11 protein-coding genes are annotated in these 12527 nt (G+C 65.7%); 2 read left to right on the top strand and 9 right to left on the bottom strand.

All coding sequences use genetic code 11. The features are described 5' to 3' along the window. Positions 1-3 precede the first annotated feature (3 nt). A complete protein-coding gene (locus tag AC07UX_RS15315) occupies positions 4-885 on the bottom strand; it encodes a DMT family transporter (protein WP_495192847.1) in 882 nt (293 codons plus the stop codon). 73 nt (positions 886-958) lie between these two features. Between AC07UX_RS15315 and AC07UX_RS15310 the strand changes: the two genes are divergently transcribed. Further along, the gene (locus tag AC07UX_RS15310; RefSeq protein WP_495192846.1) at positions 959-2053 is read left to right on the top strand and encodes an alkene reductase; all 1095 of its coding nucleotides are present in this window, start codon (positions 959-961) and stop codon (positions 2051-2053) included. 120 nt (positions 2054-2173) lie between these two features. Here AC07UX_RS15310 and ribH read toward each other — a convergent pair whose 3' ends face one another. The 6 genes from ribH to AC07UX_RS15280 form a co-directional block, all read right to left on the bottom strand. Further along, positions 2174-2596 carry a 6,7-dimethyl-8-ribityllumazine synthase gene (ribH, locus tag AC07UX_RS15305; RefSeq protein ID WP_495192845.1) on the bottom strand — a complete coding sequence of 141 codons (423 nt, stop codon included), beginning with the start codon at positions 2594-2596 and terminating at the stop codon, positions 2174-2176. Positions 2597-2608: 12 nt separating this feature from the next. Then, on the bottom strand, positions 2609-3892 hold the full coding sequence (gene ribB / locus AC07UX_RS15300) for a 3,4-dihydroxy-2-butanone-4-phosphate synthase (protein WP_495192844.1): 1284 nt from the start codon (positions 3890-3892) through the stop codon (positions 2609-2611). Between the two features lie 97 nt (positions 3893-3989). Further along, positions 3990-4598, bottom strand: coding sequence for a riboflavin synthase (locus AC07UX_RS15295; RefSeq protein WP_495192843.1), 609 nt, complete (start codon positions 4596-4598; stop codon positions 3990-3992). Positions 4599-4702: 104 nt separating this feature from the next. Beyond that, the gene (gene ribD, locus AC07UX_RS15290; protein WP_495192842.1) at positions 4703-5689 is read right to left on the bottom strand and encodes a bifunctional diaminohydroxyphosphoribosylaminopyrimidine deaminase/5-amino-6-(5-phosphoribosylamino)uracil reductase RibD; all 987 of its coding nucleotides are present in this window, start codon (positions 5687-5689) and stop codon (positions 4703-4705) included. A gap of 30 nt (positions 5690-5719) precedes the next feature. Then, positions 5720-6241, bottom strand: coding sequence for a hypothetical protein (locus tag AC07UX_RS15285; protein ID WP_495192841.1), 522 nt, complete (start codon positions 6239-6241; stop codon positions 5720-5722). 93 nt (positions 6242-6334) lie between these two features. Then, positions 6335-7036, bottom strand: a complete 702-nt coding sequence (locus AC07UX_RS15280; protein WP_495192840.1) for an energy transducer TonB — start codon at positions 7034-7036, stop codon at positions 6335-6337. 208 nt (positions 7037-7244) lie between these two features. On the opposite strand from AC07UX_RS15280, the gene AC07UX_RS15275 reads away from it, so the two are divergent. Beyond that, positions 7245-7835, top strand: a complete 591-nt coding sequence (locus AC07UX_RS15275; RefSeq protein WP_495192839.1) for an EF-hand domain-containing protein — start codon at positions 7245-7247, stop codon at positions 7833-7835. 116 nt (positions 7836-7951) lie between these two features. Here AC07UX_RS15275 and AC07UX_RS15270 read toward each other — a convergent pair whose 3' ends face one another. Together AC07UX_RS15270 and AC07UX_RS15265 are read right to left on the bottom strand one after the other, a co-directional pair. Beyond that, positions 7952-9217 (bottom strand): DUF445 domain-containing protein, encoded by a 1266-nt coding sequence (locus AC07UX_RS15270; protein WP_495192838.1) that lies wholly within the window; start codon positions 9215-9217, stop codon positions 7952-7954. An 83-nt stretch (positions 9218-9300) separates the two neighbouring features. Then, entirely contained in the window at positions 9301-12471 is a 3171-nt protein-coding gene (locus AC07UX_RS15265; RefSeq protein ID WP_495192837.1) for an efflux RND transporter permease subunit, read from the bottom strand. Between the last annotated feature and the right edge of the window lie 56 nt (positions 12472-12527).

The following is a 12527-nucleotide window of genomic DNA, read 5'->3' as shown; positions in this document are numbered from 1 at the left end:
TATCTAGGCCCGCAAGGGCAGGCGCACAAGCACCAGCGCGGCTGCCACCGCCGCCATGCCGGTCATGTCGACGGGGCTTAGCCATTCGCCAAACAGCAGCCAGCCCAGCACGGCGGCTACGGCGGGTTGCAGCAACAGGCTGACACCCAGCACCAGCGGCGAAAACCAGCCGATGGCATAGGTCAGCAACCCCTGTCCCACCAGCTGGCTCGACAGCGCCAGCAGGATGAGCGGCGTCCAGTTGCCCGGCATCACCCGTTCGCCCAGTGCCAGTGCGCATAGCAGCAGGGCAGGGGCACTCGCCATGCTCGACACGCCCAGCACCGACCAGCTGTCCAGCCGCCCACGGACCCGTTGCACGATAATCAGGTAGGCGGCGTACAGGATGCCTGCGAGCAGGCATAACATGTCGCCCTTCAGATTGCCGATCGACAGATCATAGCTGCCGCCCATCATCGCCAGCGCGCCCGCCCCCGCCAGCAGCAGCGCGATCGCCTGTATCCTTGTGGGCTTCTGGCGCAGCACTACCATGCCCCAGACGGGCAGGAACAGCCCGCTCAGATTGCCGAATATGGTGGCGTTGGCGACCTTGGTATAGAGGATGCCCAGATGCCATGCGGCCAGATCCGCCGCGAATACCAGCCCCGCCAGAATGAGCGCGACCCATTCGCCCCGCGTCGGCGGCGTGCGGGTCAGGCCCGGTCGCGCCAGCAGCAGCAGGAAGGGCAAGGCCAGCGCCAGCCGCCAAAAGGCTGCGGCCACCGGCCCGACATCGGACAGGCGAACGAAAATCGGCCCCAAAGGCAGGATCAGGTTCGCCAGCAGCAGCGCCGGAAAGGCAAGGCGCGGCATATTTATGTGTGCGACGGGGGTTGAACTGGCCATGGCCGCTCCCTAGCTGGCTTTGCACACCAAGTCCCGTTGCAAATTGCAACTTTTTTATAAGGGAGCCTTATTGATGACGACCCTGTTCGATCCCATCCAGCTGGGCGCCGTCAGCGCAGCGAACCGCGTATTGATGGCACCGCTGACCCGTGGCCGGGCGACTCGGGCCCATGTGCCTACGTCGATCATGGCGGACTATTATGCGCAGCGCGCGTCGGCCGGCCTGATCATAAGCGAAGCGACGGGCATCTCGCAACAGGGACTGGGCTGGCCCTTTGCACCGGGCATCTGGTCGGACGAGCAGGTTGCCGCGTGGCAGCCGATCACGCAGGCTGTGCATGACAAGGGCGGCAAGATCATCGTTCAGCTCTGGCATATGGGCCGCGCCGTCCACAGCGCCGTGACGGGCGAGCAGCCGGTATCGGCCAGCGCCACCGCCGCGCCGGGCGACGCGCACACCTATGAGGGCAAACACCCCTACGAAACCGCCCGCCCGCTGGCGCTGGAGGAAATCCCCGGCATCATCGAAACCTATGTCCGCGCCGCGCACAATGCGATCGCCGCCGGGTTCGACGGGGTACAGATTCATGCCGCCAACGGCTATCTGATCGACGAATTCCTGCGCGACAACAGCAATTTTCGCGACGATATCTATGGCGGCAGCATAGAAAACCGCGTCCGTCTGCTGCGCGAAGTGACGCAGGCGGTGGCCGATGCGATCGGCGCCGATCGCGTGTCTGTGCGCCTGTCGCCCAACGGCGAAACGCAGGGTGTGGACGACAGCGATCCCGCGACCCTGTTCGCCGCGGCTGCCGATGCACTGGACGATATCGGCATCGCCTTCCTCGAACTGCGCGAGCCCGGTCCGCACGGCAGCTTCGGCGCGACGGACGTACCGCGCCAGTCGCCGCTGATCCGCCAGCATTTCAAGGGGCCGCTGGTCCTCAACAGCGACTATGACGCGGATCGCGCGCAGGCGGACCTGGCCAGCGGCCTGGCCGACGCGATCAGCTTCGGCCGCCCGCTCATGGCCAATCCCGATCTGGTGGAGCGTTTGCAGAAGGGCGCGCCGCTCAACCCGCCGCAGGCAATGGCGACCTGGTACGGGCCGGGCGTCGAGGGCTATACCGACTATCCGACGCTGGAAGAGGAGAAGGCGGCAGCGTAAAGCGCCACCTCTCCCCCCTCCTTTTCAAGGAGGGGCTTATGGCTGCGAGTCCCGGCCCGACAAAAAAAGGGGCGGCTCCATCGGGAGCCGCCCCTTTTTTGCGTCCGCTGGTCCTGCCGGTCAGGCGCCGAAACGGTCCCGCAAGGCCAGCATGGCGATCGCCGCCTTGGCTGCTTCGCCGCCCTTGTCCTTCTGATCGGGGCGGGCGCGGACCAGCGCCTGCTCTTCATTTTCGACGGTCAGTATACCGTTGCCGATGGCGATGGCGTCCATGCTGAGCGCCATCAGGCCACGCGCGCTTTCGTTCGACACCACCTCGAAATGATAGGTTTCGCCGCGGATCACCACGCCGATCGCGACGAAGCCGTCATAGCGGCCACTTTCCGCCGCCAGCGCGATCGCGCCGGGAATTTCCAGTGCGCCGGGCACCGTGACGACCTCATATTTATGGCCCGCCTCGTCCAGCGCCGCCTTGGCGCCTTCGATCAGCAGGTCGTTGAGATGGTCGTAGAAGCGGGCTTCGACGATCAGGAATTTCGCCATGATGTTGGTTCCTTAAAGCGCGATCGGACGCTGCCCAACCACGGACAGGTCATAGCCGTCAAGCGCGATCAGACTATGCTGGCTGTTGCTGAGCAGGATCATGTCATGCACGCCCAGTTCGGCGAGCAACTGGGCGCCCACGCCATAGTTGCGCAGTTCGTCCATGCCGGCCGGGGCGGTGCCCGCATGCGCCTGAACGCAGCGGGTGACGAAATCGCCGTCCTCATTGCCGGTCAGGATCACGATGATACCCGATCCTTCCTGGCCGATAATCTCCATCGACTTGGCCAGCAGCCCGGCGCGTCCGCCCTCCGCGCCATAGACATCGTCCAGCAGCGACAGTTGATGCATGCGCACCAGCGTGGGCTGGTCCGACGCGACATGGCCCTTTTGCAGGACCAGCTGTTCGCTCTGGGTCGCCTTGTTGTAGAAGCTGATCGCTTTCCAGTCGCCGCCCCACTTGCTCTGGAACGTGGTTTCCGACCGGCGCTCGACCATATGGTCGTGCCGGCGGCGATAGGCGATCAGGTCGCGGATCGTGCCGATCTTCAACTTGTGCTTCTGCGCGAAGATGATGAGGTCGTCGAGCCGCGCCATGGTGCCGTCGTCCTTCATCACTTCGCAGATGACGCCTGACGGATTGAGGCCGGCGAGGCGCGCGACATCGACAGCGGCCTCGGTATGGCCGGTGCGTACCAGCACGCCGCCGTCGCGCGCGATCAGGGGGAAGACATGACCCGGCGTCACGATGTCCGCCTTGCCCTTCGCCCCGTCGATCGCGACCGATACGGTGCGGGCGCGGTCGGCGGCGCTGATGCCGGTGGTCACGCCTTCGCGCGCTTCGATCGACACGGTGAAGGCGGTTTCATGACGGGTGCCATTGTTGCGGCTCATCAGGTCCAGGCCCAGCTGGTCGACGCGATCCTTGGTCAACGCCAGGCAGATCAGGCCCCGGCCATGGGTGGCCATGAAGTTGATCGCATCGGGGGTCGCCATCTGCGCAGGGATGACCAGATCGCCCTCATTTTCGCGATCCTCGTCATCGACCAGGATGAACATGCGGCCGTTGCGAGCCTCGTTGATGATTTCTTCCGGGCTGGCGAGCGCGGTGCCACCTTCGCGCTTGAGCAGATAGGCCTCCAGCTTGCCCAGCGTGTCGGCGGTCGGGTTCCAGTCGCTCTCGCCCAGCTTGCGAAGGCTGTTGGCATGCAGGCCGGCGGCGCGCGCCAGGCCGGACCGGGACATGCCGCCATCGGTGACGAGGCTGCGGACGGAATCGAGAAGCGCGGACGACATGATGGAAACTCCTTCCCCTATGGGATGGCGCTCATATCACATTGCAATGTGATTATTTCAAGTGAGGAATCACAATAGGCTGTTCAGGCTGGCGCGATTATCGGGCGCGCAGGCTCTGCATCCGATCCAGATAGCGGGCCAGTACGTCGATTTCCAGGTTGAAGGTACGGCCGTCCACCAGCCGGTCCAGCGTCGTTGCCGCAGCGGTATGCGGGATGATGTTCAGGCCAAAATGTACGCTGCCGTCGGCCTGATCCTCCACGCTGTTCACGGTCAGCGAAATGCCGTCGACCGTGATCGATCCCTTGGCCGCCAGCGCGGCGGCCAGTTCGGCGGGTGCGCTGATGGTCAGCCGGGTCGAATCGCCCTCGGCCGTGGCCGACACCAGATGACCGATACCATCGACATGTCCGGTCACGATATGCCCGCCCAGCTCGTCGCCGACCTTGAGCGCGCGCTCCAGATTGAGCCGTCCGCCCTGCGCCCACAGGCCCGGCGCGGTGCGCGCCACGGTTTCGGCCGACAGATCGACCGCAAACCAGTCCGGACCCTTTTCCACCACCGTCAGGCAGGCGCCCGAGCAGGCGATCGACGCACCGATCGCCACGCCGTCCATCGCATAGGCGCAACCGATCACGAGGCGCAGGTCGCCGCGCTGCTCATGGCTGCGGATGGTGCCGATGTCGGTGATGATGCCGGTGAACATGCGCTTCGATCCATTCACTATATAGAATGTTACCCGGCGAAGGCCGGGGTCCAGTACCGGTCGCGGAACTGGACCCTGGCCTTCGCCGGGGACATGACAAATCCCTAGGCGTTGCGGACCGCTTCGTAAACCTCCAGCCGATCGGCCCCCAACTGGCGCGTGTCGGTGATGCGCCAGCGGCCATGCGCCTGGCTGAGGTCGGTGAGGCCAATGTCGCCGATCCCGGCGAGCCCGTCGCCGATGATGATCGGCGCGCGGTAGAGCAGCAGCCGATCGACCAGCCCGGCGCGCAGGAAGGCCGCTGCCGTCGCAGCGCCACCCTCCACCAGCAGATGATCGACGCGGTCCAGCGTGGCGATGTCCTGTGGCGTGGCGATCCGCTCCCAGCCGGCAGGCGCGGCGCCCCGGCTCAGCAGCACGCGGCGCGGCGATCGGGCCTCAAGCCCCGCCAGCCTGACGTCCAGGCGCGGCTCGTCGGCGCGCAGCGTACCGCCACCCACCAGAATCGCGTCATGCCGCGCTCGCTCCATATGGGCATGGGCGCGGGCATCCGGCCCCGTGATCCAGCGGCTCGATCCGTCGGGAAGGGCAATGCGGCCATCGAGCGACAGGCCCAGTTTCAGCGTGACATGCGGCCGGCCCAACGTCTGGCGCAGCACGAAGCCGCCCATGGCGCGCGCGGCTTCATTCGCCATAAGGCCCATTTCGACGGCAACGCCGCGCTCGCGCAGCCATGCCGCGCCTTGTCCATCGGTACGCGGGTCAGGATCGCGCAGCGCAATTACCACGCGCGCAACCCCGGCCCGCGCCATCAGGTCGGCACAGCGCGGCCCGCGTGGGGACAGATGGAAACAGGGTTCCAGCGTGACGTAGCAGCAAGCGCCTGCCGCCCGGTCCATCGCCTGCTCCAGCGCCTGCGCCTCGGCATGGGGGCGTCCGCCCCTCTGCGTCCAGCCGCGCCCGACGATCTGCCCATCCCGGACGATCAGGCAACCGACATTGGGATTGGGGGTGGAAAGGCCCCGCCCGCGCCCGGACAGGGCGATGGCGGTGGCCATGAAGCGCCGGTCGTCAGCAGGCGAAGGCGACATGGTCAGGACTGTACGATCAGGGCTGGGCGATCAGGGCTGGGCCGCTGGCGCCGGCCTGGCGCTGGCCTGCGGCCCGGCCTTGCCTGCGGCTTCCGCCTTGGCCAGCCGGTCGTCCAGCATCGCGTCGATCGCCTTCACCGCCTCCTTGCGCTTGGCGGTGTTGCGGGCTTCCTCCTCGCGCCATTCGATGCCGAAGGCGTCGGCATAACCCTGCATCTTGGTCTGCTGCTTGACCAGTGCGGCCTCGCGCTTCGCAAAGTCGATCTTCTGTTGCAGGATGATCGCCGCGTCGGACCGGTTCGCGTCCCAGCTCTGGACGTAGATGATCTTGTTGCGCGTGGGCATCGTGTTGGTGTTCGCATCGATCACGAACGTCCACACGATGACATAGGTCAGCGCGACGGAAACGCCCAGCAGCGGCCATTTATGCTGCCGCTGCTGCTTGAAATAGCCCCAAAAGTCGCCGAGCGCATTTTTGGGGGAAACGGGACGGGGAAAGATCGCCATGCCGCCCTTATAGGACAGGGCGGGCGCCAATGCAAAATGGTCCATGCTTATCTCCATTTTCCTGCCCCCTGCCGATTGTCGGGAGGGGGAAGGGGGCGACGCCGAAGGAAGGGCCGAAGGCGAAGAAGAGGCCCATTCTCATCGATCCGTCAGCGTGAACCGCACCGTCAGGGTCTTGGTCGATATGATCGCCACGCCGTCGCGGGTGGCGGGGCGGAAACGCCATGAGCGCACGGCATGGCGCTGGGTCGCCAGCCAGAAGTTTTCATCGGTGGCGCTGACCTTCTCTATGGCGGTGACGCGCCCTTCCGGGCTGATGGTGACGCGCACCGTGACCACGCCTTCCACGCCCTGGCGAATCATCGTGCCGGGATAGTCGGGCTGGAACGCGGCCTTCGCACGCGGATCGATCGACGCCTCGGTCAGCACCGGCTCGCTCAGGGGCGGCGGGGGCGGAATATAGGGCGGGGTGACCGGCCCGATGTCGCCGCTCCCGTCGCTGCCGGTCAGGACGGGATCGCCAATGGGCATGTCCACCAGCGGATCGAGCGCAGTCGGCCTGTCTGGTTGTAGCTGCGGCTGGGTCGGCAATTTGGGATCTGCCTTCACATCGTCCACCGGATCGATCGGCGGCGGCGGTTCGATCGGAATATTGACGCCGGTAATGGGCGGCGAAGGCCTGAATGTGTCGATGACCTCCCTGGGGAGCAGCAGAAAGGCGCCGATCACCAGCGCATGCACCGCCACGGTGCCGCCCAGCCCCAGCGGCGACTTGCGCCCTGCGCCATAACGCGATTGTCCGCTTGCCTGCCCCGTCATTCCCATGGTCATGAGTCGCATCGTCCGGCTCCTCTATGTGTCGCATCCTCTCGCCGGCGATTCGACTCGATCATGGCCGAACCTGCATCGACGATGAAATGATACAACATCATTATATGATATGTTGCAACATCATTTTCTGCGGTTTGCAACATAGGCGCCGCATCGCGACATATGGCGGCAAAGCATAGCTGCGAAGGGAAGGGCGATCCCGCTTCCAGGAGCCTTCATGCGCCTTCGCCAATGTCTTTCCGCTGTCCAACTCGCTGTCGCACTTCTGGCATCTGCCCCCCTGTTTGCCCAGCCGCCTGCCGCGCCCGAAGGCGGTCCCTGGGCCGCCGATGCCGATGGGGACGGCCGCATCACCCGTGATGAGATGGCCGCCTATATGGAGCGTCGCTTTGGCCTGATGGATCAGGATGGCGACGGGCTGGTGCCGGTGCAGGCGATGCAGCGCATGCAGGGCCATGAACCCCAGGCGCGGAGCCAGTCCGAATCGGCGCAGCGCCGCCCCGGCAAAGGTCGCGGCGGACCCGGTGGAGGGGGTGAGGGTCCAGGCGGCGCCGGTGGTCCGCCGCCGGGCGGTCGTCCGCCCGAAGGCAAGCGCGCCGATGCCGGATCGCCGCCGCCGCCGCCGCCGGGTCGCGCCATGCCTTATCCCGAAGACGATGATGATGACGGCCAGATCGATCGCGCCGAATTCATCGCCCCTGCGCTCGCTCTGTTCGCCGATCGGGACAGCAATGGCGACGGCGTACTGACCGCCGATGAACTGCCGCCCCCACCCCGGCGCGGACCGCGGGCAGAGCCGGAAGATTAAGCCATAAGGTCAGGAACCGGCCGCCTCCTCTCCTCTGCGCGGCCGGTTCCGCCGGGGCGTGTCGTTTGGCCCGACACGCCCCGGCATCGTTGGGTAAGGCGCAGGTGCGGTTCGACCTAAAGGAATGTATCCATCGCGTGGATCGCCAGGCCGACCAGCCCGCCGACCAGCGTGCCGTTGATGCGGATATATTGCAGGTCGCGCCCGACTGCATTTTCCAGCCGTGAGGTCACCGTGCCCGCATCCCACCCACGCACCGTATCGCTGACCAGCCGGACGATCGCATCGCCATAGCTGGCGGTCGCGCCCACCGCCGCGCGCCGGACGAAACGGTTGATGACCAGCCGCAGCCGCGCCTCCTCCTGCAACGTTCCGCCCAGCGCGCGCAGCGCCTCGCCCAGCCGCCCGGCCATCGCCTTGCCCGGATCGCGTACCGCGCGCAGCAGCCCGCCGCGCGCCTGCTCCCACATCCCCTCGATCCAGCGCTGCATCGCCGGATTGTCGACGATCTCGTCGCGAATCCTGGCGACCTTCGCCTGCATCTCCAGATCATATTGCAGGTCGAAGGCCAGCTTGGCCATGCCCTCTTCGGCCTTCAGGCGCAGGCTGTGGCCCGGATCGGCGGCCATGTCCGCCAGCATCTTGCGCAGGCCGGAAAGGATCGCATTGGCCAGATTTTCGTCCAGCCCGGTCCAGCGCAGCACCTTGCCCGCGCGCTCCTGCACCATCTGGCGGATCAGATGGTCGTTCGCCTCCAGCGCGCGGTCGGCCCAAGTGATGATGCCGTCCATCACCGGGCCATGGCGGCCGTCGCGCATCGCCGCCTCGATCGCCTGACCCACCAGCGGGCCGATGTTGATGGCGCGTAGCCGCTGGCCGATCGCGCCCTTCACCATGCCGCCCAGCCGCTCCTGATCCAGCGCCTCCAGCACGTCGGCGATCAGGCGCGACGCGCCCTCGCGCAGCCGGCCGTCGCCTTCGGACGGACTGGCCAGAAAACGCCCTGCTGCTGCGGCGACGTCGATATGGCGCATCCGCCGCGCGACCACGGCGGGGATCAGGAAATTGTCGCGCAGGAACAACGCCAGCGTGTCGCCGATCCGGTCCTTGTTGCGCGGAATGATGGCGGTGTGGGGAATGGGCAGGCCCAGCGGATGGCGGAACAGGGCCGTCACCGCGAACCAGTCCGCCAGCCCGCCCACCATCGCCGCCTCGGCAAAGGCCTGGACGAAGCCGATGGCGGGATGGAGATGGGCGGTGGCCCGCGCGGCGATGAACAAGGCGGCCATCGCCACCAGCATGCCCGTCGCCACCAGCCGCATCCGCCGGGCGGGATGGGGCGTCAAAAGGTCTTTCGGCCGGGGCAGGCGAAGCAGCGTCATGACCCCTTAACGGTTACGCTGCCGTTTCGTTCAGGCAAGGCTTTCTTTTGGCCGGTTCGACCTCCTGGCCTGAACGATCAGGGTCATTCGGCAGGATGCACCCCGCCACGCACCGCATTGCCATCGTCACCCGGCTTGTAGGTCAGCAGGCCCCGGCCCAGACGCGGGCCGACCCAGCTTTCCAGCCCGATCGCCAGGCTGAAGATGGCCGGCACGATCACCAGCGTCAGCACGGTCGACAGCAACAGGCCGCCGATCACGGTGATACCCATCGGCTGACGCGAAGCGCCGTCGCCCGACAGCGACAGGGCCGTCGGCACCATCCCCGCGACCATCGCCACCGTCGTCATGACGATCGGCTGGGCGCGCTTGTGTCCCGCGTCGATGATCGCGACCTTCTTGGGCACGCCCTTCTCCATTTCCTCCAGTGCGAAGTCGATGACGAGGATGGAGTTTTTCGCCACGATGCCCAGCAGCATCAACAGGCCGATGAACACGGGCATCGACACGGGCTGCCCCGCAATGTGCAACGCCAATGCAGCGCCCAGCGGCGCCAGCAGCAGCGACCCCAGATTGACGAAGGGCGGCATCAGGCGCTTGTAGAGCAGGGTCAGCACCGCCAGCACCAGCAGGACGCCGGAGAAGACGGCGATGATGAAATTCTGGATCATCTCGGCTTGCCACTTGGCGTCGCCTGCGTTCAGTTTCTGGACGCCCTGGATCTTGCCGGCGACGATGTCCTTCATCAGCGGCAGCGCGCTGATCTTGGCCATGGCCTGGCTGGTGACGATCCCCGGCGCCAGGTCCGCGCCCACCACGACGCGGCGGATCTGGTTGTAGCGACGGATCTGCGTCGGCCCGGCGCCAAAGCTGATGTCGGCCACGACCCGCAACGGCACCGATCCGCCCGATACGGTCGGCACCGGCAAGTTCTGGATCGTGGAAATATCCTTGCGGCTATCCTCGGCCAGGGCGACGCGGATCGGAATCTGGCGATCGGACAGGGAGAATTTGGCGCTGTTCTGGTCGATGTCGCCGATCGTCGCGATGCGGATCGACTGGCTCAATGCCATCGTCGTCACGCCCATGCTGGCAGCCAGGTCCAGGCGCGGCTTGATAATGATTTCCGGACGCTGCAAATCGCCCTGCACGCGCGGCGCGCGCAGTTCATGGATGCCGGCCATTTCATGGACCAGTTGGTTGGCGGTCCTTTCCAGCAGCGCCGGATCGTCCGATCCGAACATCATGATGATATCGCGGCCGAAGCCACCACCCGATTGCGACTGGAAATTGACGCGGGCGTCGGCGACCGTCTGGAACTGGGGCGCGACCTTGCGTTCCCAATCGACCGAGCTGATCGGCCGGTCCTTCTTCAGCGTCAGGAAGATGTCGGCGCTGGTCGGCTCTATATCGGCGAAGGCGGCCTCCACCATATCCTTGTCGGCGCTCAGCATGTCGGCGACCTTGCGGGTGATGGCGGTGGTCTGTTCCAACGTGCTGCCCGGCACGGTTTCGATCTTCACCTGGCTGAAATCGGTGTTGGTCGTCGGCTGGAAGGTCATGGGCAGGGTCGCAAAGGCGACGATGGTGGCGGCAAAGGCCAGGAAGCCGAAGCCCAGCGTCCAGACGCGATGATCGGTGAAGAAGCCGGCGGCCTTGTTGCGGAACCCGCCGCGCGCGCGCCGTTCCTTCGCCTTTTCGTCATTCAGCGACCAGCGCAGCACGCCCATATAGCGGTCCATCAGCCAGCCTTCGCCATGGCTTTCCTCGCCATGGGCCTTCAGGAAATAGGCTGCGATCATCGGCGTGATAAGGCGCGCGACGGCCAGGCTCATCAGCACCGACACCACGACCGTCATGCCGAACTGGATGAAGAACTGCCCGGCCAGCCCCGGCATCATCGCGACCGGCAGGAACACCGCGACGATCGCCATGGTGGTCGCCAGCACGGCCAGGCCGATTTCGTCCGCCGCGTCGATGGATGCCTGATAGGCCGATTTGCCCATGCGCATGTGGCGCACGATATTCTCGATCTCCACGATGGCGTCGTCGACCAGCACGCCCGCGACCAAGCTCAAGGCCAGCAGCGAAATGCCGTTCAGCGTGAAGCCCATCATGTCCATGAACCAGAAGGCGGGAATGGCCGAAAGCGGGATGGCCAGCGCCGAAATCATGGTCGCGCGCCAGTCGCGCAGGAACAGGAAGACGATGACGACCGCCAGCACGGCGCCCTCGATCATCGCCGACATGGCGCTGTGATACTGGCCCTTGGTATATTCGACGCTGGTATAAAGCTGCTTGAACTGGACCTTGGGATTTTCCTTCTTCAGCTGGTCCAGGACCTTCATCGCCTCGTCATAGACGGTGACGTCGGATGAACCCTTGGCCTTTTCCAGGCTGAAGCTGGTGACCTGACGGCCGTTCATAAGCGACAGGCTGCGCTGTTCGGCATACATGTCGCGCACGATGGCCAGGTCCGCCAGCTTGACCGTGCGGGCGCCGGAAATGGCGATCTGCGTGTCGCCCAGCGTTCGCGCATTGGCCGCGTTGCCCAGCACGCGGATCGACTGTTCCGCGCCCGCAATTTCGGTACGGCCGCCCGCTGCGTTCAGGTTCACCTGCTGCAACTGCGCATTCACCTGCGCGGCGGTGACGCCATAGGCCTGCAACTTGGCGGGATCCAGGATGACGCGAATCTCGCGGCTGACGCCGCCGCCGCGCTTCACTGCTGCCATGCCGCTGATCGACAGCAGCCGCTTGGCGATGGTATTGTCCACATACCAGGACAATTCCTCCAGCGTCATGTCGGTCGCTTCGGCGCTGAAATAGGCGATCGGCCCACCGTCCACGTCGATCCGCTGAACCTGCGGCTCCAAAATGCCGTCGGGCAGGTCGCTGCGGATCTGGTCCACGGCGTTCTTCACATCCGCCACCGCACGATCGACCGGCGTGCCGATCTGGAACTGGACGTTGGTCAGAGACTGGCCTTCGGACGCGAAGGACGTGATTTCGTCCACGCCGCTGATGCCGCGCACGGCGGCTTCGACCCGCTGGGTGACCTGGGTTTCCAACTCGGTCGGGGCTGCACCCGGCTGCGACACGGTCACGCTGACCATCGGGAAGCTGACGTCTGGATTATTGTTGACGTCCATCCGCATGAAGCTGACGACACCGGCCAGCACCAGCGCGATGAACAGCACCAGCGGCGTCACCGGGTTGCGGATCGCCCATGCGGATATATTGCGAAAATTCATGACGCGCTTCCTTCACCGGGCGCGGTCAGGCGCCCGTTTCCTCCCGATGCTCCCGA

Source organism: Sphingobium sp. GW821-FHT02B05 (assembly GCF_059421905.1).
This window is presented reverse-complemented; position numbering and strand designations above follow the sequence as displayed.

What these genes read in the sequence shown, in the direction of transcription:
- AC07UX_RS15275 (WP_495192839.1), top strand. Translation starts at nt 7,245, where the DNA reads ATGCGCCTTCGCCAATGTCTTTCCGCTGTCCAACTCGCTGTCGCACTT.
- AC07UX_RS15295 (WP_495192843.1), bottom strand. Translation starts at nt 4,598, where the DNA reads ATGTTCACCGGCATCATCACCGACATCGGCACCATCCGCAGCCATGAG.
- AC07UX_RS15280 (WP_495192840.1), bottom strand. Translation starts at nt 7,036, where the DNA reads ATGCGACTCATGACCATGGGAATGACGGGGCAGGCAAGCGGACAATCG.
- AC07UX_RS15315 (WP_495192847.1), bottom strand. Translation starts at nt 885, where the DNA reads ATGGCCAGTTCAACCCCCGTCGCACACATAAATATGCCGCGCCTTGCC.
- AC07UX_RS15310 (WP_495192846.1), top strand. Translation starts at nt 959, where the DNA reads ATGACGACCCTGTTCGATCCCATCCAGCTGGGCGCCGTCAGCGCAGCG.
- ribH (WP_495192845.1), bottom strand. Translation starts at nt 2,596, where the DNA reads ATGGCGAAATTCCTGATCGTCGAAGCCCGCTTCTACGACCATCTCAAC.
- AC07UX_RS15285 (WP_495192841.1), bottom strand. Translation starts at nt 6,241, where the DNA reads ATGGACCATTTTGCATTGGCGCCCGCCCTGTCCTATAAGGGCGGCATG.
- AC07UX_RS15270 (WP_495192838.1), bottom strand. Translation starts at nt 9,217, where the DNA reads ATGACGCTGCTTCGCCTGCCCCGGCCGAAAGACCTTTTGACGCCCCAT.
- AC07UX_RS15265 (WP_495192837.1), bottom strand. Translation starts at nt 12,471, where the DNA reads ATGAATTTTCGCAATATATCCGCATGGGCGATCCGCAACCCGGTGACG.
- ribD (WP_495192842.1), bottom strand. Translation starts at nt 5,689, where the DNA reads ATGTCGCCTTCGCCTGCTGACGACCGGCGCTTCATGGCCACCGCCATC.
- ribB (WP_495192844.1), bottom strand. Translation starts at nt 3,892, where the DNA reads ATGTCGTCCGCGCTTCTCGATTCCGTCCGCAGCCTCGTCACCGATGGC.